The sequence below is a fragment of the Rhodococcus sp. PvR044 genome (assembly GCF_040548995.1).
GTDB lineage: Bacteria > Actinomycetota > Actinomycetes > Mycobacteriales > Mycobacteriaceae > Rhodococcus_G > Rhodococcus_G oryzae.
On the sequence record NZ_JBEPSX010000001.1, the window covers coordinates 912,337 to 937,147 of the forward strand.

General features: G+C 67.0%; 23 protein-coding genes and 4 pseudogenes. 12 read left to right on the forward strand and 15 right to left on the reverse strand.

Annotated features, from left to right (window positions below):
* The first annotated feature begins 120 nt into the window (after window positions 1-120).
* The 3 genes from ABIC28_RS04095 to ABIC28_RS04105 are packed head-to-tail and all read left to right on the forward strand — an operon-like array spanning window position 121 to window position 2,307.
* Window positions 121-1,092: a thiamine-phosphate kinase gene (locus ABIC28_RS04095; RefSeq protein WP_354577970.1), complete on the forward strand. Its 972-nt coding sequence runs from the start codon at window positions 121-123 to the stop codon at window positions 1,090-1,092.
* Window positions 1,093-1,105: 13 nt separating this feature from the next.
* The gene (locus ABIC28_RS04100; RefSeq protein ID WP_136906383.1) at window positions 1,106-1,627 is read left to right on the forward strand and encodes a gamma carbonic anhydrase family protein; all 522 of its coding nucleotides are present in this window, start codon (window positions 1,106-1,108) and stop codon (window positions 1,625-1,627) included.
* Entirely contained in the window at window positions 1,627-2,307 is a 681-nt protein-coding gene (locus tag ABIC28_RS04105) for a uracil-DNA glycosylase (RefSeq protein WP_269588254.1), read from the forward strand. The genes ABIC28_RS04100 and ABIC28_RS04105 overlap by 1 nt, the downstream gene beginning before the upstream one ends.
* A gap of 84 nt (window positions 2,308-2,391) precedes the next feature.
* Here the strand turns inward: ABIC28_RS04105 and ABIC28_RS04110 are convergent, their stop codons facing one another.
* The 7 genes and pseudogenes from ABIC28_RS04110 to rpmB all read right to left on the reverse strand — a co-directional run bounded on the left by ABIC28_RS04110 (window position 2,392) and on the right by rpmB (window position 6,947).
* Entirely contained in the window at window positions 2,392-3,045 is a 654-nt protein-coding gene (locus ABIC28_RS04110; protein ID WP_354577620.1) for a DMP19 family protein, read from the reverse strand.
* The gene (locus ABIC28_RS27235) at window positions 3,042-3,857 is read right to left on the reverse strand and encodes an HNH endonuclease signature motif containing protein (RefSeq protein WP_502944993.1); all 816 of its coding nucleotides are present in this window, start codon (window positions 3,855-3,857) and stop codon (window positions 3,042-3,044) included. Before ABIC28_RS27235 ends, ABIC28_RS04110 begins: the two co-directional genes overlap by 4 nt.
* Window positions 3,858-3,956: 99 nt before the next feature.
* A pseudogene (locus ABIC28_RS04120) lies at window positions 3,957-4,307 on the reverse strand (DUF222 domain-containing protein); the annotation flags it as partial.
* Complete coding sequence (locus tag ABIC28_RS04125) at window positions 4,304-5,014, reverse strand: DUF222 domain-containing protein (RefSeq protein ID WP_354577623.1); 711 nt, start codon at window positions 5,012-5,014, stop codon at window positions 4,304-4,306. The pseudogene ABIC28_RS04120 and the gene ABIC28_RS04125, both read right to left, overlap by 4 nt.
* Window positions 5,015-5,319: 305 nt before the next feature.
* Window positions 5,320-5,472 carry a hypothetical protein gene (locus ABIC28_RS04130; protein WP_179800613.1) on the reverse strand — a complete coding sequence of 51 codons (153 nt, stop codon included), beginning with the start codon at window positions 5,470-5,472 and terminating at the stop codon, window positions 5,320-5,322.
* Window positions 5,473-5,874: 402 nt separating this feature from the next.
* Window positions 5,875-6,672, reverse strand: coding sequence for an enoyl-CoA hydratase/isomerase family protein (locus ABIC28_RS04135; protein WP_097212636.1), 798 nt, complete (start codon window positions 6,670-6,672; stop codon window positions 5,875-5,877).
* An 83-nt stretch (window positions 6,673-6,755) separates the two neighbouring features.
* Entirely contained in the window at window positions 6,756-6,947 is a 192-nt protein-coding gene (gene rpmB, locus ABIC28_RS04140) for a 50S ribosomal protein L28 (protein ID WP_072750141.1), read from the reverse strand.
* A 225-nt stretch (window positions 6,948-7,172) separates the two neighbouring features.
* Here rpmB and ABIC28_RS04145 point away from each other — a divergent pair, with 225 nt between their 5' ends.
* Together ABIC28_RS04145 and recG are read left to right on the forward strand one after the other, a co-directional pair.
* The gene (locus ABIC28_RS04145; RefSeq protein ID WP_245220879.1) at window positions 7,173-8,807 is read left to right on the forward strand and encodes a DAK2 domain-containing protein; all 1,635 of its coding nucleotides are present in this window, start codon (window positions 7,173-7,175) and stop codon (window positions 8,805-8,807) included.
* An 8-nt stretch (window positions 8,808-8,815) separates the two neighbouring features.
* Window positions 8,816-11,056 (forward strand): ATP-dependent DNA helicase RecG, encoded by a 2,241-nt coding sequence (gene recG / locus ABIC28_RS04150; RefSeq protein WP_354577627.1) that lies wholly within the window; start codon window positions 8,816-8,818, stop codon window positions 11,054-11,056.
* A gap of 161 nt (window positions 11,057-11,217) precedes the next feature.
* Here the strand turns inward: recG and ABIC28_RS04155 are convergent, their stop codons facing one another.
* From ABIC28_RS04155 to ABIC28_RS04170, 4 genes are all read right to left on the reverse strand, one after another.
* Entirely contained in the window at window positions 11,218-12,030 is an 813-nt protein-coding gene (locus tag ABIC28_RS04155; protein WP_097212639.1) for a DUF1206 domain-containing protein, read from the reverse strand.
* Window positions 12,031-12,753: 723 nt separating this feature from the next.
* The gene (locus tag ABIC28_RS04160; RefSeq protein WP_097212640.1) at window positions 12,754-12,927 is read right to left on the reverse strand and encodes a CsbD family protein; all 174 of its coding nucleotides are present in this window, start codon (window positions 12,925-12,927) and stop codon (window positions 12,754-12,756) included.
* A gap of 122 nt (window positions 12,928-13,049) precedes the next feature.
* Entirely contained in the window at window positions 13,050-13,361 is a 312-nt protein-coding gene (locus ABIC28_RS04165; protein ID WP_269588249.1) for a hypothetical protein, read from the reverse strand.
* A gap of 556 nt (window positions 13,362-13,917) precedes the next feature.
* Window positions 13,918-14,271: a YtxH domain-containing protein gene (locus ABIC28_RS04170; protein WP_354577630.1), complete on the reverse strand. Its 354-nt coding sequence runs from the start codon at window positions 14,269-14,271 to the stop codon at window positions 13,918-13,920.
* Window positions 14,272-14,990: 719 nt separating this feature from the next.
* Between ABIC28_RS04170 and ABIC28_RS04175 the strand changes: the two genes are divergently transcribed.
* The 5 genes and pseudogenes from ABIC28_RS04175 to ABIC28_RS04195 form a co-directional block, all read left to right on the forward strand.
* Window positions 14,991-15,185 (forward strand): CsbD family protein, encoded by a 195-nt coding sequence (locus tag ABIC28_RS04175; protein WP_097212787.1) that lies wholly within the window; start codon window positions 14,991-14,993, stop codon window positions 15,183-15,185.
* A gap of 61 nt (window positions 15,186-15,246) precedes the next feature.
* Complete coding sequence (locus tag ABIC28_RS04180; RefSeq protein WP_097212643.1) at window positions 15,247-15,402, forward strand: DUF6131 family protein; 156 nt, start codon at window positions 15,247-15,249, stop codon at window positions 15,400-15,402.
* A gap of 86 nt (window positions 15,403-15,488) precedes the next feature.
* A pseudogene (locus ABIC28_RS04185) lies at window positions 15,489-16,676 on the forward strand (fatty acid desaturase family protein); the annotation flags it as partial.
* 428 nt (window positions 16,677-17,104) lie between these two features.
* Window positions 17,105-17,503, forward strand: a pseudogene (gvpJ, locus tag ABIC28_RS04190) (gas vesicle protein GvpJ); the annotation flags it as partial.
* A 118-nt stretch (window positions 17,504-17,621) separates the two neighbouring features.
* Window positions 17,622-17,882, forward strand: a pseudogene (locus tag ABIC28_RS04195) (short-chain fatty acyl-CoA regulator family protein); the annotation flags it as partial.
* A gap of 333 nt (window positions 17,883-18,215) precedes the next feature.
* Here ABIC28_RS04195 and ABIC28_RS04200 read toward each other — a convergent pair.
* Window positions 18,216-18,686, reverse strand: coding sequence for an NUDIX hydrolase (locus ABIC28_RS04200; protein WP_354577633.1), 471 nt, complete (start codon window positions 18,684-18,686; stop codon window positions 18,216-18,218).
* Between the two features lie 168 nt (window positions 18,687-18,854).
* Here ABIC28_RS04200 and ABIC28_RS04205 point away from each other — a divergent pair, with 168 nt between their 5' ends.
* Both ABIC28_RS04205 and ABIC28_RS04210 read left to right on the forward strand, forming a co-directional pair.
* Entirely contained in the window at window positions 18,855-19,349 is a 495-nt protein-coding gene (locus ABIC28_RS04205; RefSeq protein WP_354577635.1) for a hypothetical protein, read from the forward strand.
* A 1,368-nt stretch (window positions 19,350-20,717) separates the two neighbouring features.
* Entirely contained in the window at window positions 20,718-21,116 is a 399-nt protein-coding gene (locus tag ABIC28_RS04210) for an HNH endonuclease family protein (RefSeq protein ID WP_354577637.1), read from the forward strand.
* A gap of 8 nt (window positions 21,117-21,124) precedes the next feature.
* On the opposite strand, the gene ABIC28_RS04215 is transcribed toward ABIC28_RS04210, so the two are convergent.
* Genes ABIC28_RS04215 through prpD form a run of 3 tightly spaced genes read right to left on the reverse strand, consistent with a single transcriptional unit; the run spans window position 21,125 to window position 24,686 of the window.
* The gene (locus tag ABIC28_RS04215) at window positions 21,125-22,246 is read right to left on the reverse strand and encodes a bifunctional 2-methylcitrate synthase/citrate synthase (protein WP_354577639.1); all 1,122 of its coding nucleotides are present in this window, start codon (window positions 22,244-22,246) and stop codon (window positions 21,125-21,127) included.
* Window positions 22,243-23,184, reverse strand: coding sequence for a methylisocitrate lyase (prpB, locus tag ABIC28_RS04220; RefSeq protein WP_354577641.1), 942 nt, complete (start codon window positions 23,182-23,184; stop codon window positions 22,243-22,245). The genes ABIC28_RS04215 and prpB overlap by 4 nt, the downstream gene beginning before the upstream one ends.
* On the reverse strand, window positions 23,184-24,686 hold the full coding sequence (prpD, locus tag ABIC28_RS04225) for a 2-methylcitrate dehydratase PrpD (protein WP_354577643.1): 1,503 nt from the start codon (window positions 24,684-24,686) through the stop codon (window positions 23,184-23,186). Before prpD ends, prpB begins: the two co-directional genes overlap by 1 nt.
* Window positions 24,687-24,811 lie beyond the last annotated feature (125 nt).

The window sequence follows — 24,811 nt, forward strand, 5'->3', positions numbered from 1 at the left end:
TTCTCGGTGCAGTGCCCGCGACCTCGGTAGAGTCGCGGTGGCCCTGGCCTGCCACTTGCACGGTCGGGTCACTCCCGGCTGCGATAAAGGGTACCGGTTCTCATTCCTCGGAGGTGCGTCATCGAATCGACTGATCGCGGCACCGATGCCGGGCGCACGGTCGCCGACATCGGCGAATTCGCGGTGATCGACCGGGCGGTGGCGGGTCGAGCGCAACCCGAGAGCACGCTGCTCGGCCCCGGAGACGACGCCGCGGTGGTGCGGGCGCCGGACGGCGCGGTGGTCGCCTCGACCGACATGCTGGTCGAGGGCAGGCACTTCCGGCTGGACTGGTCGACCCCCGAACAGGTGGGGCGCAAGGCGGTCGCGCAGAACGGCGCGGACATCGTCGCGATGGGCGCCTGGCCGACCTCGTTCCTGGTCGCGATCGGGTGCCCACCGAGCACGCCGGTATCCGTCACCGACGCGCTGACGGACGGGATCTGGGCCGAGGTGGCCGGGTTCGGTGCGGGTGTGATCGGCGGGGACATGGTGCAGGCGGAGCAGTTGGTGGTCTCGATCACAGTGCTCGGAGACCTGGGCGGGCACGCGCCGGTGCTGCGGTCCGGGGCGCGTCCCGGCGATCAGGTGGCCGTCGCGGGTCGGCTCGGCTGGTCGGCGGCGGGACTGGCCGCGTTGCTCGCCGAATCGGATCGTTTCCCGGAACTGGTTGCCGCGCACAAGGTTCCGGTCCCACCCTATGAGAGCGGTCCGGTTGCGGCGCGCGCAGGGGCCACCGCCATGACCGATGTGTCCGACGGATTGATCGCCGATCTGGGGCACATGTGCACAGCCTCGGGGGTCGCGATGGACCTGGACGGCGCGCTGCTCGAACCCGGGCCCGAGCTCTCCGAGGCAGCGACGGCGCTGGGGGCGGACGCGCTCGACTGGGTGCTCACCGGTGGCGAGGACCATGCCCTGGCCGCGACCTTCCCCGCCGATGCGTCGCTGCCTTCGGGCTGGCGTCGGATCGGGTCGGTCCTGGCCGGTGACGGCGTGCAGGTCGACGGCCGTTCCTGGGCGGGCGGCGGCGGATGGCAGAGCTTCGATTAGATAGATTGCCCGCATGCCTATCTACGCCCTCGGTGACCGCGTTCCCGACATCCATCCGGACGCGTACGTCCACCCCGACGCCGTGGTGATCGGTGCGGTCACCCTGGCCGCGGGTGCCTCGGTGTGGCCGCAGGCGGTGCTGCGCGGCGACTACGGCACCATCACGATCGGCGCGGACACCAACATCCAGGACGGCACCGTCATCCACTGCACCCCGATCGATCCGACGGTGATCGGGTCGGGCTGCGTGGTGGGGCACAGCGCGCACATCGAGGGCGCCACCATCGGCGACAACTGCCTGATCGCGTCCGGATCGGTCGTGCTGAACGGTTCGAAGGTCGGCAGCGGCGCGATCGTCGGCGCCGGAGCCGTCATCCCGTTCAAGTTCGAGGTGCCCGCGCGCCGGATGGCGCTCGGCGTGCCCGCGAAGATCCGCGAGGGCTACGAGGTGCCCGAGGGGCACCTGGATATCAACGTGAAGACCTATTCGGCGAACGCCGCGTTCTACCGGGACGCGCTCCGGCGTCTCGACTGATGCCGGCCCGACCGCTCGACGAGCTGATGGAGGCGGGCTGGGCGCAGGCCCTGGCGCCGGTTGCGGGACGGATCTCCGCGATGGAGGAGTTCGTGCGTGACGAGGCCGCGCAGGGCCGCGACCCCCTGCCTGCTCAGGAGAACGTGCTGCGGGCCTTCCGGCAGCCGTTTCGTGACGTCCGGGTGCTGATCGTGGGCCAGGACCCCTACCCGACGCCGGGACATGCGGTGGGACTGAGCTTCTCGGTGGCGCCGGACGTGCGTCCGGTGCCGCGCAGCCTCGGCAACATCTTCGCCGAGTACAGCGAGGATCTGGGGTTGCCCACGCCCGGCAACGGCGACCTGACGTCGTGGGCCGAGCGGGGCGTGCTGCTGCTCAACAGGGTGCTCACCGTCGAGTCCGGCAGGGCGGCCGCGCATCGAGGCAAGGGCTGGGAAGCCGTGACCGAGCAGGCCATCCGGGCACTGGTCGCGAGGCCCGAGCCGATGGTGGCGATCCTGTGGGGACGTGACGCGGGCACCCTGAAGCCGATGCTCGGCGATGTGCCGGTGATCGAGTCCGCGCATCCGTCGCCGCTGTCGGCCCGGCGTGGATTCTTCGGGTCGCGGCCGTTCAGCCGCGCCAACCGGCTCCTCGACGAACTGGGGGAGGGGCCGGTCGACTGGCGGCTGCCCTCCTGAGCGATCGCCCCGCCGTGGGTTGATATTCATGCAACGGTGTCGGGGGAACTGAGCATCAGGTAGGAACGCTTGTCTCCCTTGAGATCAGGGGCCGTAGTGCTCCACGACGAGGCGGGTGAGCGGGTCTGGGTACTCCCAGAAGGCTTCGTCCAGCTCGCCCAGGCGTCCGTTGTCGGCTTCGGTCAGGCGGCCGTAGATGTCCGAGATCGATTCGATCCCGCCTGCGGCGAGGTGCGGCTCGACGACGATGAACATCGCCCGCAGGATGCCGGCGGCCGCCGCCGCGCCGATCGCATCCAATGCGGTGACCGCGGTCTCGTGATTGCGGATGCCCCAGTTCCCGAGGAACTGCAGGAACCCGCCGTTGTTGATGTCGGCCTCCGCCCGCCACAGCGCGACCAGGTCGCAGTCGCGCGGCGAGATCGCATCCACGTTCCAATCGGCGGTCATGAGTCGGCCGAGTGCGGCGTCGTAGAGGCGATCCTGCAGGATCTCCCACACGCTCACCATTCCCTCCGGGCTCGGCTCCCACAGTTCCGGCCAGTTCACGCCGTGACCGTCATCGGTCAGCGCCCACCGCTCCCGCTCCGCGGGTGTCGCCTTCTCCAGACGAACATGGCGCCGGAGCGGCTCAGTGAGTGTTTGCCCGTCGGCGAGGGTCAGCACGACGGCGGCATTGGTGAGGGCGACGCCGGTGATGCGGTTAGTCCCGTTGGTGTCGAATCGTTCCTCTGTCACCCGGAGATCCTAATCAGGTCCTGAACTGGGGTGATGACACGTCCCTGTCGGATCCGGAGAGTGCGGGTAATGGGTCCGAGTCGGGTCTCATTCCTGTGTGCAGCGCGCGCCGCGTGGGCGAGGATTGGATCCGATCCCTGAAACGTCAAGAAGGAGTCGACGCGATGACGAAGTACCTGATCTCGTTCCCGAGTGGCGCCATGGACTTTCCCGACGAGGTTCTGCAGGCAGCGTCGGATGCGTCGCACGCGGTGGTGGAGGAGGCGAAGGACGCCGGCGTCTGGGTGTTCGGCGGTGGAATCGACGAGAGCGTTCCGCCTGTCCTGGTCGATGGGGATGGCACGGTGACCGAGGGCACGTACCCGCAGACGAAGCAGCTCGAAGGCGGTTACACGGTGCTGGAGTTGCCCTCCCGCGAGGCGGCACTGAAATGGGCTGCGAAGATCGCGGTTGCCTGCCAGTGCGCGCAGGAGGTACGCGCGTTCCACTACGACCCCGCGAGCTGAACGTACGGCTGCATTGTGGGCGCTCGCTGTCTTTCGACGCGCCTGCGCTTTTCGCCGGGCGCGTTCGAGGAGCTCTTTCGGGTGGTGGCGGTGGTTGATCCGGGGTTTCTGTTCGGGGTCGATGTGCGGCGGTGGGATCCATTCGGTGCGTCCGGCGTATTTGGAGGCTTTGGACGCGGTGCGGGTTTGCCAGCCGCCGGGGCCGTCGTGGATGAGTGCGTGGCAGCCGTCGCATCCGAGGGTCATGCTGCCGATGTCGGTGGCGCCGCCCTTGGACCAGTCGTGGACGTGGTGGACGGCGGTCATGGTGGCGGGGGCGTCGCAGCCGGGTCTGGTGCAGCCTCGATCGGCGGCGATCAACGCGAGTCGTTGGTCTGCGGTGGCGAGGCGTTTCGAACGTCCGAGGTGCAGTGGTCTGCCGTTGTGGTCGAAGAGCACCAGTACTGGGTGCGAGCGTTCGGCCATCGTCAGTGCGTCTCGAATGGGGAGGATCCCGCCGGACGCGGTGGTGGCGACACCCGTGGCGTGTTCGAGCTGATCGAGGGTCATGGTGATGATCGCGGTTACCGGCAGCCCGCGATGGGAACCGAGGACGCCGGATGCGAGGAGTGCGCGCAGTGCTTCCTTGACGGCGTCGTGGTTGCGTTGCGCGGCGGTGCGGGTGTCGCGGCCCGCGGCGGCGGCAAGCCGGTCACGGTCGACGCTGGGGTGTTCGGCGGCGCCGGTGGGTGATTCGGGGTCGTCGGGATTGTTCATGCCCACTTCGCCAAGATCGGGTCGAGCAATGCTCGGGTCTCGGGGTCGAGGTGCCCGGAGATCGGGGTCATGAGGTTCTGGTCTTGGCGGCCGAACCTGATCCCGCGAAGACGCTTGCGGTCCTTGTCGTCTGTGAGGTTGCCGTCGGGGTTCAGGTGCGCGAGCAACTCGTGCCCGGCTTTCTCGACGTCCTCGGGCGTGGCCGAGCGCGCCAGTTCCGCCAGAATCTGCTCCGCGACTGCGACGTCGGAACTGCTGACGGTGTGGGGGATCTTGCGGATGACTTCGCGTATCGCGCGTGCGTGGTCCGGGCCGATGTCTCCGTCGCGTTGCGCGGCAGCGGTTTCGGGCAGGTCCACGGGAAGCGGCTGACCGGAGAGCGCATGCCAGGTACCGAGCGATTTCGCCGCGGTGATCCGAGCGGAGGCGTCGGCCGCGGAGATCCGCAGCACCCCGATGAGCAGCTTGTTGACGGACTTGTGACCGAGCTTGCCGGGCAGCGAACGTTCGGCCGTTTCGACGATCAGGTTGTGGCCGACCGCCGAGGCCCGGCGCAGCGTTTTCTCCAACCAGCGCATGGTGTCGGTCAGCTCGGCGTCGGAGAGCCCGGTCAAATCGCAGTCGCCCAGTCCCTCGACGGCGTCGGCGATCGCGGACAGGTGTTCCTGCACCTGCCTCGCAGCCCCGGCGTCATCGATCGAACTCATGTTCGAATTCTAGCGTGGGGGTCCGACACGACACGTCATCACGAAGTCGTATCCAGTCGGCACACATCTCGTGGCCGGCCAAACCAGCGTTCGGCGGGGCGGTCCGGACTCGCGAGTACGCTGACTTTGCAGCAGGTCGGGGCGGATTCTGTCGTGGAGGGTCACGCCATGCGCTATGTCGCGAGTCGTCGTCGGTTCGTCGCCTGGGCCGTTGCGTCCGCGGCTGGTCTGGCGTTCCCGCTTGGCTTGCCCGCCGCGGCGCAGGCGGACGGGCCGCCCATGCCGACCCCGGCGACCACGGTGTTTCAGGTCCCGGTGACGTTCGTCTCGGCGTGTAGCACGGTTGGGTTCAGATGCTGGGTGCCGCACCAGCTGGCAGCGGTGACGCCGACGGCCACGACGGGTGCTCCCGGCGTGGTCACCTTTGCGGCCGGTCCTCCGACGACGACCTCGATCACCACGCTCGACTGTATTGACGTGTCGGTGAACTGGCGAAATCTGACCACGGGTGCGGCCGGTACCACCGTGCTCCGAGCCATACAGCCCACTGACTTCAGTGCGTCCATCGCGCCGGACGAGTGGTGCCGATACGCCCCCGCGACAGTGGTCGCCGGTAGCGGCACGGTCGCCTCGATCGCCGACGTCAATGCCCGCGTATTCCCGCACGGGAGCGGCACCTGGCCTCAGGTGCCGGTCAGTCCTGGGATCGGTGTTTTCCAACTCCCGTAGACGCTTGGGCCCGTTGCTCGGGTGGCCTTTTGAGTCGGCCCGACCGCATACGTGGGCCGGAGGGACAGCTCGCGAGCAGTCCCTCCGGCCTCCTATCGCGCGTGGTGAACCTGTCGGAAGCGCTGGTCGAGCTACTGGCCTGCGGAGAAGTCGGCGCGACGCTTCTCGACGAAGGCGTCGACGCCTTCCCGGCCGGTCGGGCCTGCGGCCGCCGCCGAGATCGAGGCGGTCTCGGCGTCCAGCTGCTCGGACAGCGAACGCTGACCCGACTGGGCGAGCAGGCGCTTGATGCCCGCATATGCGGCGGTCGGGCCTGCCGCGAGGGTGCGGGCGACCCGCAGTGCCTCTTCGCGGATCTCGTCATCGCCGACCAGCCTGCTCAGGATGCCGAGCCGCACCGCCTCGTCACCGCCGATGATCGCGTCGGTGAGCAGGATCTCGCGGGCCTTGGCGATACCGACGATCCGCGGCAGCGTCCAGGACATGCCGCCGTCGGGGGTGTACCCGATCGAGGGGTAGGCCGGGCGGAGCTTGGTGGACGGGCCACCGATGGAGACGTCGGAGGCGCAGACCAGGCTCATGCCCGCGCCTGCCGCCCAGCCCTGAACCGCGGCGACGACGGGGATCTCGGTGGCATCGATCGCGCGGACGAAGTCGTGCAGGGTGCGCGCGAGGTAGTCGACGAACTCGCCGCGGTTCTCGGCGGCGGCGAAGGCCCGGACGTTGCCGCCAGCGCAGAAGTTGGCGCCCTCGCCGATCAACAGGACGCTGCGCGCGGCGAGGGTGCCCGCCGCCACGGCTTGCAGGGCGGTGGTGCCCTGGCTCACCCCGTCGAAGTCGAGGGAGGTGCCGTTGTCGGCGGTGGCGATTGCGATTCGGAGTACGTCGCCTTCGAGGCGGACGTGGCTGAGGCCGTCGAGTGAAGTCACCGATGAACCATATCGGGGCCGCAGATACGACTGTGCCCCGACACCTGAGGTGTCGGGGCACAGTCGTGAAAGCGTGGAACGCGTCAGCCGCGGACGACCTTGCCTGCCTTGAGGCAGGAGGTGCACACGTTGAGCTTCTGACGGGTACCGGGTCCAACCTGGGCCCGGACAGTCTGAATGTTCGGGTTCCAACGACGGTTGGTACGCCGGTGCGAGTGCGAGACCGACTTACCGAAGCCGGGCCCCTTGGCGCATACGTCGCAGACGGCAGCCATAGTCGCGAACTCCTTGAATTGATGTACGGATATCTTCTTTGGTGCTGGCCTACGAACACGGGACACCGAAGTGACCCTTGCGAGGCAACCCTGCAAGAGTAACCGTATCCGTGTTGATTGACCAAACCGGCCTGTCCCGCACGTGGAGCCGGGCGGACCGTCTGTGGAGAAGGATAGTCTGGCCGAGCCGAGCAGTTCCCACTAGGGCAGAGAGGAAGAGTCGAGTTGCTCATTGCCCTGGACAGCGTGGACGGCGAGGCGTTGCTGCGTTGGTCGCGATGGTGCGTGGACGGCCTCGTCGCCCGCTGCGAGGAGATCAACAGCCTCAATGTCTTCCCGGTCCCGGACTCGGACACCGGCACGAATCTCCTGTTCACCATGCGCGCGGCTGCCGAAGGCGCCGAGGTCGTCGGCCCGGCCGCCTCGGTGGGTGCGGTGGCCGCGGCCCTGGCCCGAGGTGCGGTCGCGGGAGCTCGCGGTAACTCCGGTGTGATCCTGTCCCAGGTGCTGCGTGGGATCGCCGAGGTCGCAGGCGACGAGCCGCTGGACGCCCGGCTGCTGCGCGGTGCGCTGAACGAGGCCGCCGTGCTGGCGACCGAGGCGATCAGCATCCCGGTCGAGGGCACGATCGTGACGGTGCTCCGGCATGCCGCCGCGGCGGCGGACGGGTGCCCGCACGACGCGGCGCTGTCGGTGGTGGCCACGGAGGCCGCCGACGCCGCCGCCGAGGCGCTCGCGCGCACCCCCTCGCAGCTCTCCGTTCTCGGCGCGGCGGGCGTGGTCGACGCGGGCGGGCTCGGGCTGCTGGTCATCCTCGACGCGCTCGTCGGCGTGGTCACGGGGGCGACACCCGAGCGCCAGGACATCGTGGTCGCGCCGGTCACGCTGGCGACCCCCGGCGTGGTCGTCCCGCCGTCCGCCTGCGCGGACGAGCCGGGCGAGCAGGACTACGAGGTGATGTACCTGCTCTCCGGGTCCGACTCGCGAAGGGTGGACACCTTGCGGTCCCGGCTCGGTGAGCTGGGCGACTCGGTGATCATCGTCGGTGACGGTGAGGGCTCCTGGTCGGTGCACGTGCACTGCTCGGATCCCGGCCCCGCGGTCGAGGCCGGGCTCGCGGCGGGTCGCACCCACGACATCCGGATCTCCTGCTTTGCCCTCGACGAGACGCGTGCCGGGCGGGTGGGCAGGCGTGCAGGCGCGACCGACCGCGGGGTTCTCGCGATCGTCGCGGGTGACGGCGCCGCCGACCTCTTCGCGGGGGAGGGTGCGATGGTGCTCCGCTGTGACGAACCGGTCACCCCCGATCAGCTGCTCGACGCGATTCGCGCGCTCGATTGCGGTGAGGTGCTGGTGCTCCCGAACGGCGCGCTCTCGGCGCCGGAGCTGGTGACCATCGGAGTCGCCGCCCGCGACGAGAGCCACGAGGTGCTGCTGTTGCCCTGCTCGTCGATGGTGCAGGGACTCGCCGCCCTCGCCGTGCACGACCCGGGTCGGGCCGCCGTCGACGATGTGTTCGCGATGTCCGAGGCGGCAGCGACGACGCGCTGGGGATCGTTGCGCGTGGCGACGGAGCGGGCGCTCACCCTGATGGGTACGTGCGAGGCCGGCGACGGACTCGGGCTGATCGGACGCGAGGTCGTGGTGATCGCGCCCGATCCGGCCGAGGCGGGCAGGCGCCTGATCGACCAGGTTCTCGGGGTCGGCGGCGAACTGTTGACTTTGTTGTTGGGGGCAGAGATTCCCGCGGGCTTCGCCGACCTCCTCTCGGAGCATGTCGCGGCGCGCCACCCGGGCGTCGAGGTGTTGGTCTACGAGGGCGGGCAGGCCGGGGATCTGCTGCAGCTCGGCGTCGAATAGGCGGTGTGATGGCAACTCTGACCGATCGGATCGATCACCTGCTGGGCCGCAAGGTCGCGGAGCCGCTCGCGGAGGCGTTCGGGATCGAGACCGTGCAGGACCTGCTGCGGCACTACCCACACCGGTACGCGACGCAGGGCGCCGAGCTCGGCGAGAAGGAGCCGCCCGAGGGCACGCACCTGACGATCCTGGCGACGGTGACCTCGGCCGCGATCATCTCGATGAAGTCGCGCAGCGGGAAGATGCTCAAGGTGGTGCTGACGTCCGACAAGCAGAGCGTCGACGCCACCTTCTTCAACCCGCAAAAGGTGGCGCACTCCATCAAACCCGGTGTGCGCGCGATGTTCTCGGGGAACGTGAAGTACTTCAGGGGCAAGCTGGGGCTCACCCATCCCAGCTATCTCATCCTGCCGAACCGTGACGAGGACGACGGTTCGGTGGTGGCCGCGGGCAAGGTGCGCGGTGGTGGTGCCCTGGCTGGGATGGCGCGCAGCGCGCAGGATCCGGGCGCTGGGGTCGACATGTCGATCTTCGAACGGAACCTCATCCCGCTGTACCCGGCGACCCGCGAGGTCGAGAGCTGGACGCTGCTCCGGTGCATCCGTCAGGTGCTCGACCAGCTCGACGAGGTGCAGGACCCGCTGCCCGAGGAGATTCGGCGTGAGCACGGGCTGATCGGTCTCGACGAGGCGCTGCGATCGGTGCACCTGCCGGAGACGAAGGACGAGGTGGATCTCGCCCGCGAGCGCCTCCGGTTCGACGAGGCGGTCGCCCTGCAGTTGGTGCTGGCGCAGCGCAGCCACGAGGTGGCGGGACGGGTGGCGCCCGCCTGCCCGCCGAAGCCCGACGGTGTCGCCGCCGCGTTCGAGACGCGGCTGCCGTTCACCCTGACCGAGGGGCAGCACGCGGTCGCCGAGGAGATCTCCGCCGACCTCGGCCGGGCACACCCGATGAACCGGTTGCTGCAGGGTGAGGTCGGCTCAGGTAAGACCGTCGTCGCGTTGCGCGCCATGCTGCAGGTGATCGATGCCGGCTACCAGTGCGCGCTGCTGGCGCCGACGGAGGTGCTCGCCGCGCAGCACGCCCGGTCGCTGCGGCAGATGCTCGGAAACCTCGCCATGGCAGGCGAACTCGGCGCCGACGAGCTGGCCACGCGGGTGGCCCTGTTGACCGGGTCGATGTCGGTCGCGGCCCGCCGCGCCGCGTTGCTGGAGGCGGTGACGGGCGATGCCGGGATCGTCATCGGCACCCACGCCCTCATCCAGGACGGCGTCGAGTTCTTCAACCTCGGCATGGTGGTGGTGGACGAACAGCATCGGTTCGGCGTCGAGCAGCGCGACGAGTTGCGGGGCCGGGCACGCGAGGGGCTCAGCCCGCACCTGCTGGTGATGACGGCGACGCCCATTCCCCGGACCATCGCGATGACCGTGCTCGGCGACCTCGAGACCTCGACGCTGCGGCAGCTGCCCAGCGGGCGGTCGCCCATCGTCAGCAAGGTCGTGCCCGCTCTGACCCAGCCTGCGTGGGTGGACCGCGCCTGGGAACGGATCCGCGAGGAGGTCGCCGACGGCAGGCAGGCCTATGTGGTGTGCTCGCGGATCGGCGAGGGCGACGACGCCCCCGACGCGAAGGAGCAGCCCACGACGGCGGCGCTGGCGCTGTTCGAGGAGCTGCGGTTCGGTCCGCTGTCCGATCTGCGGGTCGGCTTGCTGCACGGCCGGTTGCCCGCGGACGAGAAGGACGCGGTGATGCGCGATTTCACCGCGGGACTGATCGACGTGCTGGTGTGCACCACCGTGGTCGAGGTCGGCGTGGACGTGCCGAACGCGACCGTGATGGTGCTCAAGGATGCGGACCGGTTCGGCGTCAGTCAGCTCCACCAGCTCCGCGGCCGGGTGGGTCGTGGCGCCCACCAGGGACTGTGCCTGCTCATCACGGACACCAAGCCCGGCTCACCGCCGTTCGAACGACTGACCGCGGTGGCGGGCACGAACGACGGCTTCGAGCTCGCCCAGCTCGACCTCGCCCAGCGGCGCGAGGGCGACGTGCTCGGCGCCGCGCAATCCGGCAGCACCACCACCCTCCGGTTGCTCTCGCTGCTCGACCACGAGGACGTGATCGTCGCCGCGCGCGAGTTCTCGCGCGCGGTGATCGACGCCGATCCGGACCTGGCCCGGCATCCTGGCTTGGCCTCGATGGTGACCGCCGCGATCGACGCCGAGAAGATCGAGTACCTGGAGAAGTCCTAGGCGGCATACTTCCCTGGTCGGCGGCCACGGTCGGGCGCCATCGGGGCGCTACGCGCTGTATGACCTCACCTCGGGGGATCGCGCTGCCATCCCGATCATGAACGGCCGTCACTCCACGGTCGGCGAGGTTCGCCTGGCCCCGCGGGCACCTTGGTTGGTGGTCACATCTTGGTGTACCGGGCCATGGCGAAGCTATACAGGCCGTAGGTGATGAGCCCGAGACCCGCAACGACGACGAGCACGGGCCCGAAGGGTTGGCTCAGAAGCGATTTCAGCGCGCCGTCGAGTCCGGTCGCCCGGTTCGGATCCGACACGATCGCGGCCACGACGACGAGCACCCCCACCTCGGCGAGAACGAGTCCCTTCGCGACGTAGCCGGCGATCCCCAGTGTTCTCACGACATTGCTGGGCGCGCCGTGGAGGTCCTCGAGGAAGTTCTGGCTCGCGCCCTTGTAGACGTGATATCCGCCGACCGCCACGATCACTAACCCGGCCGCTACGAGGGCCACGGTGCCTGCCGCGGATTGCATCATGTGCGCACTGATTCCCGCGTCCTGTTGCCCGGTGGACTTTCCGCGCCCGCGCGTGAATTCCAAGGTGGAGTAGGCGAATGCGAGGTAGACGACCGCCAGGGCGAGGGCTTTGCCGCGGTCAAAGACCTCGGACATGGGGTCTTGGTCTTTCGGATCGGTCGAACGTCCGAATATCGTTTCGGCAAGACGCCAGAGCGCCATCGCCGCGAACGCGACGGTGGCTACCCACAGCGCGAGCACACCGCCCGGCTTGCTCGCCAACTCGGCCAGCGCACCGGACTGGTCGGCCGCGCCGCCCCCGCCGAGGGCGAGCCGGATGGCGATGTAGCCGATGATGAGGTGGACGAGGCCGCTGGTGACGTATCCCGCGCGGGCGAACCGCTCGAAGACACTATTCTGCGCTACCCGTTCCGCGGCGGAGTCAGTGACGCTATCGCTCACGGCGGCGATCCTCCCGGTGTGGACCGGACGTCGGATCCGGATCGGTCAGGATTGATCCTCGACCCGTGACACGCCCGGATTGATGGGCCGGACCGACACTCCGTTCGGTGTCATCGGTCGAGTCTGGATGTTGGGGTTCTTCGTCGTCAGGCGTCGCCCCCGGAGCTCCTCGGCGTGGCGGAAGAGCCTGTGGGATCGGTCGAGTGCCGCTGAGAGCCGCCTGCGTCGGACTGGCCGGTTCTGCCCTCATAGGGCGGGACGACCGGATCCGCGTCGCCAATCTCGGTGGTGTACAGGGGTTCGGGCGCGTCTGGTTGATCTGGATCGGTGGACGGCAGATCGTGGTCCTCGATCGCGCCAGATCGTCGCCCAGCGCCTTCGGACGCGCCTGGCGAGGGCATGCCACGCGAGCCTGGTTCGCCTCGCTCGGACTGTGGCTCTTCTTGCCTTCCAGTTTTGTCGTTCACTTGAACGCTCCTGGTCCCGTTGATTGAACTCTCTCGGCTTGATTCAGGACGGTGGGCTAGATCCATCCGGCGATTTCGGTGGCGACGAGCAGCAGCGCGCGCCCGGGGACAATTGGCAAAAAGGTCCATTGATGCACGCCTTGGGATCAGCCAATTCGCCAGCAGCGCACGACAATGACCTTGCGTTCATGGCGGCTGGCACCCCGTGCCCCCGCCCGCTCGTCGGCCCACGAGCGGGCGTCAACATTGGGTCGGGTCAGTCCTTGAAGGCGTCCTTGACCTTCTCGCCGGCCTGCTTGAGGTTGCCTTTGGCTTGGTCCTTGCGGCCCTCGGCCTCAGTGTCCTTGTCTCCGGTGGCCTCTCCGACCTTCTCCTTGGCCTTTCCTGCTACCTCTTCGGCCTTGTTCTTCGCCTTGTCGACGGCGCCCATTGTGTCTCCTTTGCACTCGCTGATCTTGCCGCGGGTTCGCGGACAGTGAGCCGCGTGCAACGCGGCCAGGGCCTGGATACCCAATCCCGGCGATGTCTAACGGTGCTCGGCGGGATTCGATGTCATTGCTCGTCGGCGGCATCGTGGTGATACAAGTGGCTCGAAGCCGTCCCGGCGGCGTGTTTCGCAGAGTCCGCCAGGTTCTGGGCCGCGTGCTGCGTTGCTTCAGCGGCCTGCGACTCGGCAGCGCGGTCGAGAATCTCGTGTGCCTTGCCGGGCAGGTCAATCTTCTGCAGCCGTTCTCTGGCCTCGGGGACGTGCTCCTTGACAGCCTGGGTGACAGTGTGGCCGGCCTTGACTGCAACGAGTCCCGCCCGCCTGCTTCCGTCGACGATCGCACCGATGGCGGCTCCCGTAGCGGCGCCGATGACCATCCTGTCCACAGATTGCGCATGACGCAGGTATGCCCCATCAGATGCGAGCGCAAACGCCGACGACGGTGACCTCCCGTTGCTCCATCCGCGGCGCGGCTGGGTTTACCCCTCCGGATTCGGTGGTCGGTTGGGGCAAAGGACGCCATACGCCCGGTCGGCTGAAATGTTCGGCGAGCGGCAGGCCTCTGGTCACGATCTCGTCGCGAACGTCCGTGAGGGGCAGCCGGACCCGCCACCACTACATGTCGCAGCCCCTCTTTTCGAACTGGACCGTTGTGAGGTATTCGGTTGCTTGCGCGCCGAGCGGTGCGTGTCGGTCGTCACGCTCGGCACAAAACCGAGCAGCCTGACAGTCACGAACACCAACGCGAACACGAGTGCAGCCTTCTGGACAGGGAGAGCACTCGCGAGCCGAGACCGTGACATCACCGAACCTCCTCGTTTGCCCCTCCGGGACGACTGGCCTTTTCGGCCGCCCTTGCGGATACCCAAGTCAACTGCGGATCGCGCGGTCCGCGTGGACGGGCCCCCACACCATGCCGCGCCGTATGGCTGCTCAGGGGGTGCGCTTGCCGCCCATCGGCGGTGAAACGGTCGGTTCCGCCGCCGGAGTCGGGGTCGTAGCTTCTTCCAGCGGCGCGCCGGCGGTGGAGGCGGTGATCGCGCTCGTGTCAGCGCCGTCAGCGCCGTGGTGGGTAGCCTTCTTCGCCAGGGCACCGACCTTCTGCTGCAGCTTCGGGGCCTTATCCTTCACGGTCTCTGTTGCGTCGCTCACCTTCTCCTTCACGGCGGGGTTGTGCCAAAGTTCGACGGACTGATCCCTCATCTTCTCGTAGGTTTGCCTGCCAGCCCGGGTTCCCAGAACGAAGCCAACGGCCGCCCCCGATGCGAAGAACAACGTTTTCACCATGACATCTCCCGATTGTTGTGTGAGACGGGCGCTCAGCCGGATCTCGTCAATACGTCCTGCTACCGCTATGCCCGCAGGCAGCCGAGTGCAAACCGCCGAAACGGGCTAGCTTCGCTTCGTTGACGAAGCAGCAGTTCAGAGTGCAGAGGGGACGTTGTTCAGGAGCGGTGCATGACCGTCCCGGCAAGGGTGCAGAGGCGGCGGGCAAGCCTCACGATGGGGATACCCAGCGGAAGAATGGCACAGCAATGTCGGGATCATGCCCATTCGCCGCCGCAATGAACTGCCTGGTGGACCACTTCTGGGTTGTTGGTTCAGGTGCATGAAAAGAGGTTATTCGGCGACTTTCAACCCGGCCGAGATCCGGCCCGGGCGTTCACCTGCGTCGTAAAGGTGTTGCGCTAGCGAGCGTGATCATCGGTAGTTTCGCTGGCGGCGAATAGCAGGCTGCGGAACTCGCCCACCACACGGGCGCGGGCCTCGGAAGACCGGGCCGTTGGTGTGTTGAAACCACACCGTCGATGAGACGGGTTTGGTCCAGGCGTCAGGCGGGAAACCCGAAGTTTGAGGGCCCTCCAATGGAAGCAATCGACCTGCGGCCCCTCGGGATGAACCACCCGATGGGGGCCGCCACGACTTCGCACACTGTCGCCGCACAGATGCGAACAACCCTCGGCCCCGCCCGCGGGCCGATCACCCAACAGAGAAGAAGTACCGCCATGAGCATCGGGAAGAAGCTTCGGCACAAGGCTGAAACCGCAGAGGGTGCAGCCAAGAAGACGGTCGGTAAGGCTCTCGGAAACGAACGCATGGAGGCAGAGGGGCGCGCAGACCAGGCAAAGGGCAACGCTAAGCAAACCGGAGACAAGCTCAAGCAAGCGGGACAGAAGATCAAGCACGCCTTCAAACACTGACCCGCGCTCACGCCGTTCGATATCCCATCCCCAGTCTCTCTCCCGAAATTAGGTCGACGTCATGTTCATTCTCGGTATCATCCTCGCCATCATCGGCGCGGTTGCCAGCATTCCCGTCCTGTTGTACATCGGGGTCGCCCTTATCGTCATCGGCGTGGCGCTCGAGATCATGGGCATGACCGGCCACGCTGTGGCGGGCCGACGCCACTACTACTGACCCGTAGTCCGAGTTGTATCCACCGGTCCCGCCCGCGCCGCGATGTTTCGCGGTGGGGGTGAAGATCCGGAGTGTGGAGCAGACGCATGGCGATCTCCGACATCAAGGAATATGCGCACCTCACCGCTGACGACGTCGAGGCGCTGCGCTCCGAACTTGACAGTCTCCGGCAAGACGTCACTGAGTCGCTCGGCGAGAAGGACGCCAGATATATCCGCCGCACCATTGCCTTCCAACGGCTGCTCGATACGGCGGCCCGGTTGGTGATCCACGGTAGTAGGTCGCCGGCAGGGTGGATTCTCGGGGCGACGGCGCTCGGTGTGGCCAAGAGTGTGGAGAACATGGAGATCGGCCACAACGTCTGTCACGGGCAGTGGGACTGGATGAACGACCCGGAAATCCACTCCAGCACCTGGGAATGGGACATGGTCGGGCTGTCGTCGCACTGGCGTTACTCCCACAACTACCGCCACCACGTGTTCAGCAACGTTGTCGGGATGGACGATGACCTCGGCTACGGCGTCATCAGGATCACCCGCGACCAGCCATGGAGGCTCGACAATCTGTTGCAACCGGTACGAAACCTGTTGTTGGCGGTGACATTCGAATGGGGCATCGCCCTGCACGACCTGTATTCCGAACAGGCCCGCGCCGACACAGACGCCGAGAAATCGGCGCATCGCAGAAAATTGATTGGGAAGATCGCCCGACAGACGGGAAAGGACTACCTGCTCATCCCCGCCCTCAGCGGACGCCGCTGGCGAAGAACCCTCACGGCAAACCTGACCGCTAACCTGCTGCGGAACGTGTGGGCGTACGTGGTGATCTTCTGCGGGCACTTTCCCGACGGAGCCGAGAAATTCACCCTCACGGAACTCGAGGACGAGAGCCGGGCGGAATGGTATCTGCGTCAGATGCTCGGCGCCGCGAACTTCCACGCCGGCCCGGTGTTGGCGTTCCTGAGCGGCAACCTCTGCTACCAGATCGAACATCACCTGTTTCCCGACCTCCCCAGCAACCGCTATGCGGGGATCTCCGCCAAGGTGCGCGCCTTGTGCGAAAAGTACGACCTGCCGTACACCACCGGGTCGCTGGCACGGCAATACCTTCTGACGCTGCGGACCATCCACAAACTCGCCCTGCCCGACCGATTCCTGCGTGCGACCTCCGATGATGCGCCGGAAACGGCCTCCGAACTGAAATTCCGCCCATCGTTCCCGGTGCCCGCTGACGTAAACACCGGGCGACGGGTGGGACTGCGCACCGCCCTACGCATCGCGCCCACCGGGACGAGGCGCCATCGGCAGACAAGATCGATCCTCACCCGCGTCCTCGTCGTGCTCGAGTTTCACCCGCAGGGCTTCTTCGAAAAGACCGGAAACATCTGGCGAGCCCAGGGTCGGCGGATGCGCTTGGAGCTGAAGAACTTCCAACGCCATGTCATGACAAGCACTGTCCTACATCCCGACGACGTCGAGGGCTGGCCCGGGGAAATCCGGTACGGCGAGGTGGTCGAGCCAGAGCAGGACGAATACGAAATGGACACGGGCGAGGAAGCCGAGGACGAGGACGCAGTCGAGGAGGACGAGGGCGCCGCTGAGGAGGAGGAGGAGGAGGAGGACGAGCCGCCGCCGAAACGCCGAGGCCGCCCACGCAAGACCGCGGCCGTGCAGTCCGCCGGGTCAAAGCAAGGAGCCTCACGATGACCACCGGTGGGCCCAGTTCGAGCAGCCTCGCCGACGTCATCGACACCATCCTCGACAAAGGCATGATCATCGACGCGTACGTGCGGGTCTCGCTGGTCGGCATCGAACTGCTGACGATCGACGCCCGCGTCGTCGTCGCCAGTGTCGACACGTATCTGCGATTCGCGGAGGCGGTAAACCGGCTCGAGATCGGCAGCGAGCCCAAGGGCCTGACGGATCTGGTGGGGTCCGTGACCGAAGGCGGTGCCAGGTCGAAAACCAGGGGCGCGCTCGAGGACGCCGGCGACAAACTCGGCGACCTCCTCGGTGGCGGAGACGAGGAACCTGAAGGCGAGCGAGTGCGCGTAAATCCAGCCGAGAGGACACGTGATGTCCACGTCCAACAAGGCCGCCGATGCGCCTGCGGAGCCGCACCCCACCGGCACCTACGTCTACGGCATCGTGCCCGCGGACGTGGAGACCGAAGACGGCGCCGTCGACGTCGAGCGAATCGTCGTAGCCGAAGCGGTACTTCAATCCGCCGCGCTGGCGCCGATCGGATTGGCGCACTACTTCGCAGGCGCGCTGATCCTGCCGTACAGCCAGTTCCTGGACTCGGCCGAATCGCTGCGCTACGAAATCGACCTGCTGAGCCTGAAGTTCGAGGTCGGCTTCGAGACCATCTGTCACCGGCTGTCCACGCTGCAGCGGCACCGCCATCGCGGGGTGCCCTTCTTCTTCGTCCGAACCGATCGCGCCGGGAACATCTCCAAGCGGCAGTCCGCCACCGCCTTTCAGGGGTGTTCACCAATGGCGGGTCGTGCTGGGCTACATACGGATTGGATAGGTTGACCAGTCGGTAATCACACTTGAGGGATGCTCCAGATCACACAAATCTGGATGAGTTCCAATCTTCTGAGGCAGACTGAGGTAAGGGGTACAGAGCCGATCCCGAGCCGAGTCCGGTCGCACGCCCTGGCCGACGGACGTCAACAGGACTCGGCCGCCGGTCAGTCTTCTGAGTCCAGTGATGAGCGGTTTGGCGTGGAGGGCAGGCTCGGTTCTCGGTTAGGCACCGCTCGCCCACCGGGCCTCTCGACGTCCAGTGCCGTCAATCGGACTCCCGGTTCAGAAGCCGATGGAGTGAATCGGTGCAAGCCGGTCGCCGTGGAGCGCTTCGAGTACGAATGCTTCGTGCGGGACCATTGGCGTCGGGAGTTCGTCCAGGTGCCACCATTGCAGGGCTGCAGCCTTGTCTGGCTCCATCAACTGCGGCTCGTGTGACCAGCTGCGGCACTCAAGGAAGAAGTCCACGCGATGGTCCTTGTAGTCGGTGCCGGGGCTCTGCTGGCGATGCAGAGTGGTCAGCGGCACGAGGTCGGCAGGATCAACAGCGATTCCGAGCTCCTCGGCAACCTCGCGAACTGCGGCTTCGACGACGGACTCGCCTAGCTCGATGTGTCCCGCAGCGGCGTGCGCCCAATGGCCGTCCAGGTAACCGGTGCCGTCCCGTAACTGAAGCAGCACCTGCTCACGTTCACCGCAATGCCGCCGGAACAGCACATACACCGCAGGCACCAACTGAAATCGATCGGCCACCTGTGCACGGTAGCGACCGATGCGCCGTGCATCGTCGTTGGGGCGATGAGACCTTTCGACATACAGCGAAGTTCGCCTGCATTTCGTCGGATGGCGTCGTTGGACGTGAACCGCGACGGTCGCCGTTCCCTTCGGCAGCCGGATGTCCGACCTGCCACAGTGGTGGTCATGTCGAACTTCGATTTCGGGAGCGAGGATCGCCTGGTGTGGCGCTTCGCAGTGGTCGTTGACAAGCCCGACTACTGCGAGAGCCTAGGGATGCGACTCGACCCGCCCGGCGCGTGGGTGGATGCTGTCGTGGCGGTCGCCCGAGACCTACGTTGTCTGCGCTACGGACGTGACGTCCGGCCTGATCGGCTGGTGTGGGAACTGTCCGTCGGCGCCGAGTACGCGGTCACGATCGGCTGGAATGGAACGGCTGGCATCAGCGGGTTCGGCTTGTGCCATGGCCTGTCGATAGATGCTTCCTTCTGCGAGGCAGCGGTGTGGGTCGCGGATACGGCCCAGACTGAGTTGGCCGGTTACGACTTCGTCCAGTGGCCCTCGCGTGGTCGCCATCTGCTGAGGCCGCGGCAGATCGACGGAACACCCGTCTGGCTCGACCCGCACACCGATAGCGTGGTCACCCAGATAGGCGAACTATGCACACGCGCCACCTGGTGAACCCGATCACCTACACCGGCCTCTTGGACGGGGACGGCATAGGGGAGACTGGTTCCCTCGGGTAGTAGGGCGGTCCAGCGTCGGGATCGTCGACGCGTGCTCATGGGTGAACCCAAACGGGCATTTCGGGTGAAGACCCTTGAACGCGCTGGACGCGGAGCCATGGATGAGCCCTGGAATGGACTGGATGGGGTGGAGGGGTGTTCGCCAATGGCGGTTCATTCAGGGCTGCAAGCGGATTGGATAGGCCGACCAGTCGGTAGTCACATTTAAGGATGGCCCTTATCACACAGATCTGGACGAACTCCAGATACTGCGGATGGGGCGCTGCAGACGTGTTGACCAAGGCTCTCACCGAGATCGAGCTTCCAACGAAGTCTCCCGTGGTTGCGGCGCGGACAGCAATGGGCCGCTTGGTGCGTAAAGGGGCCTGTCACGGCAACGTCCGGAGGACGAGATTCAAGTTGTGGTTCCCAGCCAGGGGCATGAGCAAAAGGAACCGCAGGTGCTGGCTGCCGACCGGCAGTTCGCTAGTCACGGCTAGCTCGATAGGGAAGGTGCTCCGTCCTGTCGATGCCGAGTTCGGGGTGAGTCTTCTTGTCGGTGTGCGGCACTATCCTGCCCACTGGTTGATTTTCGATCTCCGAATCGAGCGATGAGAGCGGACGCGCTCAGCTCTGCCGTGACCGTTGGGGCCACGGCACGCTGAGTTTCGAGCGGATCACGGTCGGCCATCGGAGTGCCCCGCTCACTCCGTCGCCACGTAGGTCTCGAACACAGCACCCGGAGAGCACAACCCTTGAATGTTCAACTGCACTCACTTCTGAATGATGTGCCCCCAGGATATCGCCGCCCGCGATCGCGACGGATCCTGCGACCCATCGATGACACTCGACGCAGACCAGTCGCGACGGAACTATCGGGATAACGGTGGATCCGGTTTTGGTGTGACATGCCGGCATGAGCCTGGCGGCGAGATCGGTGATGACCGAAACACTGGAGCCCACGGCTACCGAGGTGAATCCACCGCAGCTCGCGGAGGGGCATCTGGCCCAGCCAGGAGTAAGGGGACCGACTTGCAAGGCCCGGCGGCTAAAGACGGCGCCGGTCAGGCGGTTCTGGGTGGGCTGACGCCACAAACTCCCGGGCTGCAGCCAGTACTCGTGGCAAGTCCACTACGGGGTCACCATGTCTAAGTACATGGGCAGGCGCCTGGTCGTCGAGATCAGGATTCATGCCTTGGAACCAGATCTGCACCACACCGTCGCTGTCGCGGTCAGTGATCAGCCTCGCGAACCGGCAGGCTGTTCACTGGCAATGTCGGCAACCCTTTGACCGCGGCCTACCGAGCGGGACCTGGTGGACCGGGTGAACTTCGACATATGGCGCTGTCCGTGGGGGGTCCGGAGCGGCACCCTGCACGACCTGTACAGCGGCGCCGTCATCGCGTTCCAACACGGGCAGGACACCAGCAACGCGGTCCAGATCGACCACATCGTCTCGCTGGCCCTCGCCTGGGACATGGGCGCGAGCACCTGGACCCCGGAACTGCGGGCGAGGTTCGCGAACGACCCCGCGAACCTCATCGCGGTGTCGGGCGAGGCCAACTTCGCCAAGGCCTCGCACACCCCCGCCAGCTGGATGCCGCCGAACGAGGCCTTCCGCTGCGACTACGCGCATCGCTACACCTCGGTGCTACGGCAGTACAGGTTGCCCATCGACAGGGCGTCCGCCGAGGCGTTGCGCGGTGCCCTGCGAGCCTGCTGACCCCGGACTCAGGCGACGACCGTGCGCTGCGGCACCCCCGAGTACTGACTCAGCGGACGGATCAGTGCGTTGGAGCCGCTCTGCTCGATGATGTGCGCGGTCCACCCGGTGATCCGGCTCATCACGAAGATCGGCGTGAACATCTCCACGTCGAAACCCATCAGGTAGTACGCGGGCCCGGTCGGGAAGTCGAGGTTCGGCTTGATGCCCGTCGCGCCGACCATCGTCTTCTCGAGGATCTCGTATATCTGCACCCAGTTCTCGCCGCCGGTCTGAGCGGCGACATCGGCCAGCGCGGATCTCATCGTCGGCACCCGTGAATCGCCGTTCTTGTAGACCCGGTGCCCGAAGCCCATCACCTTCTCCTTGGCGGCGAGCTTGGCGAGCATCCACTCCTCGGCGCGGTCGGGGGTGGCGATCTCGAGCATGTCGTGCATGACGGCCTCGTTGGCGCCGCCGTGCAGCGGGCCCTTGAGGGCGCCGATCGCGGCGGTCACCGCGCTGTAGATGTCCGAGAGCGTCGAGGTGACCACCCGCGCGGCGAAGGTCGAGGCGTTGAAGCTGTGCTCCGCGTACAGGATCAGCGACACCTCGAAGGCCCGCACGATCGCCGGGTCGGGGACGGCGCCGAAGCACATGTTGAGGAAGTTCTCCGCGAAACCCCGGTGTGAGTGCGGTGCGATCGGATCGAGCCCGCGCCTGCGCCGGAAGTCGGCCGCGACGATCGTCGGGAGCACCGCCGTCATCCGCAGTGCCTTCGCGAGGTTCTCCTCGGGCGAGTTGTCCTCCTCCGCAGGGTCTTCCGCGCCGAGGTAGCTGATCGCGGTGCGCACGACGTCCATGGGGTGACAGTTGTCGGGCATCTTCGACAGCAGCGACAGTAGCGAGCGGTCGACCCGGCGCGCCGCTCGTTCGCGCTGGCACATCAGCTCCAGCTGCGCGGGCGTGGGGAGTTCTCCGTGCCAGAGCAGGTACGCGACCTCCTCGAAACTGCAGTGCGCCGCGAGGTCCTGCACCGCGTACCCGCGGTAGGTCAGCGAGTTGGTCTCGGGGACCACCTTGGAGATCGCGGTGGTGTCGACGACGACGCCCGCGAGGCCCTTGTAGATGGTCGGGATCGCCTCGGTCATGAGCCACTCTCCTCAATGCGGAAGTTGAAGATGCCGCTGTCGAATTCGTTGTAGCGCTCGTACTCGAGCAGTTCGTAGAGACGGCTCCGGTGTTGCATCCTGTCGAGCAGCCCGGATTGGGTTCCCTCGGCGTGGATCTCGCGAAGGCCCTGCTCGGCCGCGAACATCGCCAGCCGCAGCGTGGTGACCGGGTAGATCACCGCGTTGTAGCCGATCTCCTCGAGCGTCTTCGCCGGGATGAGTTCGGACTTGCCGAACTCGGTCATGTTCGCCAGCAACGGGATCTCCACGGCCGCGCGGAACTTCTCGAACTCGGCCTCGGTGTGCAGGGCCTCGGTGAAGATCAGGTCGGCGCCCGCGTCCGCGTAGGCCTTGGCCCGCTCGATCGCGTCGTAGATTCCGCCTTTGCCGGACGCGGTCGTGTCACTGATGCCGGCGGCATCAGTGCGCGCGCAGATCACAAAGGTCGGATCACGCCGCGCCGATACCGCGGCCCGCAGGCGCCGCACCATCTCGGCGGTCGGCACCACGGCCTTGCCGTCGAGGTGTCCGCACCGCTTCGGGTTGACCTGGTCCTCGAGGTGGCAGCCCGCGATCCCCGCGTCCTCGAGCAGGGTGACCGTGCGGGCCGCACTCATCGGCTCGCCGAATCCGGTGTCCGCGTCGATCAGCACGGGCAGGTCGGTGACGCGGGCGATCTGCCTGCCCCGCTCGGCCACCTCGGTCAATGTGGTCAGTCCGATGTCGGGCAGCGCGAGGTCGGCGGAGACGACGGCACCTGATACGTAGACGCCCTCGAAGCCTATCTCCTGGATCAGCTTGGCCACCAGGGGATTGAACGCCCCGGGCAGGCGCTGGATCGAACCCGACGTGAGCCCGCGCCGAAACGCGATCCGCTTGTCGGAGGCGGAGGTCGCGGCAGCGATGAGGCCCGACATCAGAACAGCCCCTTCGGCGACGTCGGTGCGTGGGCGAGCACGTCCTCGGCGACGGTGAACGTGAGCTGGTTCAGCTCGCCGGACTTCAGGTCGGGGGTGCGCTGCGCGGCGTCCAGGAAGCGGTCCTGCTCGTCTGGGGCGACGACGCCCACGGCGAGCGTGTGGAATTTGGCGATGTACTGGTCCCGCGCGAACGGGTGCGCGCCCAACGGATGTGCGTCGGCGATCGCGAGCTCGTCGACGATCACCTCGCCGCTCTTCAGTGTCACCTCGGCGCGGGCGCCGAAGGCCTTCTCGTCCGGGTCGGTCGAGTGGTAGCGGCGGGTCCACTCCGGGTCCTCGGCCGTGGAGATCTTCTTCCACAGCTCGATGGTGTCCGGACGTTGCGCGCGCTCGGGCGCGTACGACCGCTCGTGATGCCACGTGCCGTCCTGCAGGGCGACGGCGAAGATGTACATCACCGAGTGGTCGAGGGTCTCCCGGGACGCGGTGGGGTCGAACTTCTGCGGATCGTTCGAGCCGGTACCGATCACCACATGCGTGTGGTGGCTCGTGTGCAGGACGATCGAGGCGATCTGATCCAGATCGCCGATCCGGCCACGCATCCGGCGGGCCAGGTCGATCGGCGCCTGGCTCTGGTACTCCGCCGAGTGCTCCTTGGTGTAGGTGTCCAGGATCGCGCGCTTGGCCTCGCCCGGTCCGGGCAGCGGAACCTGGTACTCGGCCTTCGGTCCGCCGAGCAGCCAGGCGATGACGCCGTCCTCGCCCTCCCAGATCGGTGATGGGGCGCTCTCGCCGCGCATCGCGCGGTCCACGGCCTCGACGGCCATCTTGCCGGCGAACGCCGGTGCGTAGGCCTTCCAGCTGGAGATCTCGCCCTTGCGGGACTGACGCGTCGCGGTGGTGGTGTGCAGCGCCTGGCCGACGGCCTGGTACACCGTCTCGGTGTCCAGGCCCAGCAGGGTGCCGATGCCCGCGGCGGCGGAGGGGCCGAGATGCGCGACGTGGTCGATCTTGTGCTCGTGCAGGCAGATCGCGCGCACCAGGTCCACCTGGATCTCGTAGCCCGTGGCCAGCCCGCGGACCAGATCGGCGCCGCTACGACCCGTGTGCTGGGCGACGGCGAGGATCGGCGGGATGTTGTCTCCTGGATGCGAGTACTCGGCGGCCAGGAAGGTGTCGTGGAAGTCGAGCTCGCGGACCGCGACGCCGTTGGCCCACGCGGCCCACTCGGGGGAGAAGGTGCCGCCGATCCCGAACACCGTCGATCCGGGACCGTACGGATGCGACCGCGCCTGGGCGCGGGCGTTGGCCACCGGGCGGCGGGCGAGAGAGGCCGCCGCCACTGCCGCGTTGTCGATGATCCGGTTGACGATCATCTCGGAGGTGGCGGCGGGGACCTCGACCGCGTCGGTGGCGACCTCGGCGATCTGCCAGGCCAGGTGCTCGGGCTTGGGGAACTCCTCCGCGGACCGGTGCGTGCGTACGAGATGTGTCTTCATCAATCCTCCGTTGTGATGCCTGGCCTGCTGTTCATTCGCACGCTACGCATCGGGTGAGGCCTACGAAATACGTTGCACTTGCCTATTTTTGCGTAAGCTGACCGATGATCTTGCGAATCTTGTGA

Bases quoted from the DNA above. Each gene is read 5' to 3' on its own strand.
- ABIC28_RS04175 (WP_097212787.1), top strand. From the start codon at position 14,991: ATGAGCATCGGGAAGAAGCTTCGGCACAAGGCTGAAACCGCAGAGGGT.
- ABIC28_RS27235 (WP_502944993.1), bottom strand. From the start codon at position 3,857: ATGACCGCCGTCCACCACGTCCACGACTGGTCCAAGGGCGGCGCCACC.
- ABIC28_RS04160 (WP_097212640.1), bottom strand. From the start codon at position 12,927: ATGGGCGCCGTCGACAAGGCGAAGAACAAGGCCGAAGAGGTAGCAGGA.
- ABIC28_RS04100 (WP_136906383.1), top strand. From the start codon at position 1,106: ATGCCTATCTACGCCCTCGGTGACCGCGTTCCCGACATCCATCCGGAC.
- ABIC28_RS04105 (WP_269588254.1), top strand. From the start codon at position 1,627: ATGCCGGCCCGACCGCTCGACGAGCTGATGGAGGCGGGCTGGGCGCAG.
- ABIC28_RS04165 (WP_269588249.1), bottom strand. From the start codon at position 13,361: ATGGTCATCGGCGCCGCTACGGGAGCCGCCATCGGTGCGATCGTCGAC.
- prpB (WP_354577641.1), bottom strand. From the start codon at position 23,184: ATGTCGGGCCTCATCGCTGCCGCGACCTCCGCCTCCGACAAGCGGATC.
- ABIC28_RS04125 (WP_354577623.1), bottom strand. From the start codon at position 5,014: ATGAGTTCGATCGATGACGCCGGGGCTGCGAGGCAGGTGCAGGAACAC.
- recG (WP_354577627.1), top strand. From the start codon at position 8,816: ATGGCAACTCTGACCGATCGGATCGATCACCTGCTGGGCCGCAAGGTC.
- ABIC28_RS04180 (WP_097212643.1), top strand. From the start codon at position 15,247: ATGTTCATTCTCGGTATCATCCTCGCCATCATCGGCGCGGTTGCCAGC.
- rpmB (WP_072750141.1), bottom strand. From the start codon at position 6,947: ATGGCTGCCGTCTGCGACGTATGCGCCAAGGGGCCCGGCTTCGGTAAG.
- prpD (WP_354577643.1), bottom strand. From the start codon at position 24,686: ATGAAGACACATCTCGTACGCACGCACCGGTCCGCGGAGGAGTTCCCC.
- ABIC28_RS04215 (WP_354577639.1), bottom strand. From the start codon at position 22,246: ATGACCGAGGCGATCCCGACCATCTACAAGGGCCTCGCGGGCGTCGTC.
- ABIC28_RS04205 (WP_354577635.1), top strand. From the start codon at position 18,855: ATGTCGAACTTCGATTTCGGGAGCGAGGATCGCCTGGTGTGGCGCTTC.
- ABIC28_RS04170 (WP_354577630.1), bottom strand. From the start codon at position 14,271: ATGGTGAAAACGTTGTTCTTCGCATCGGGGGCGGCCGTTGGCTTCGTT.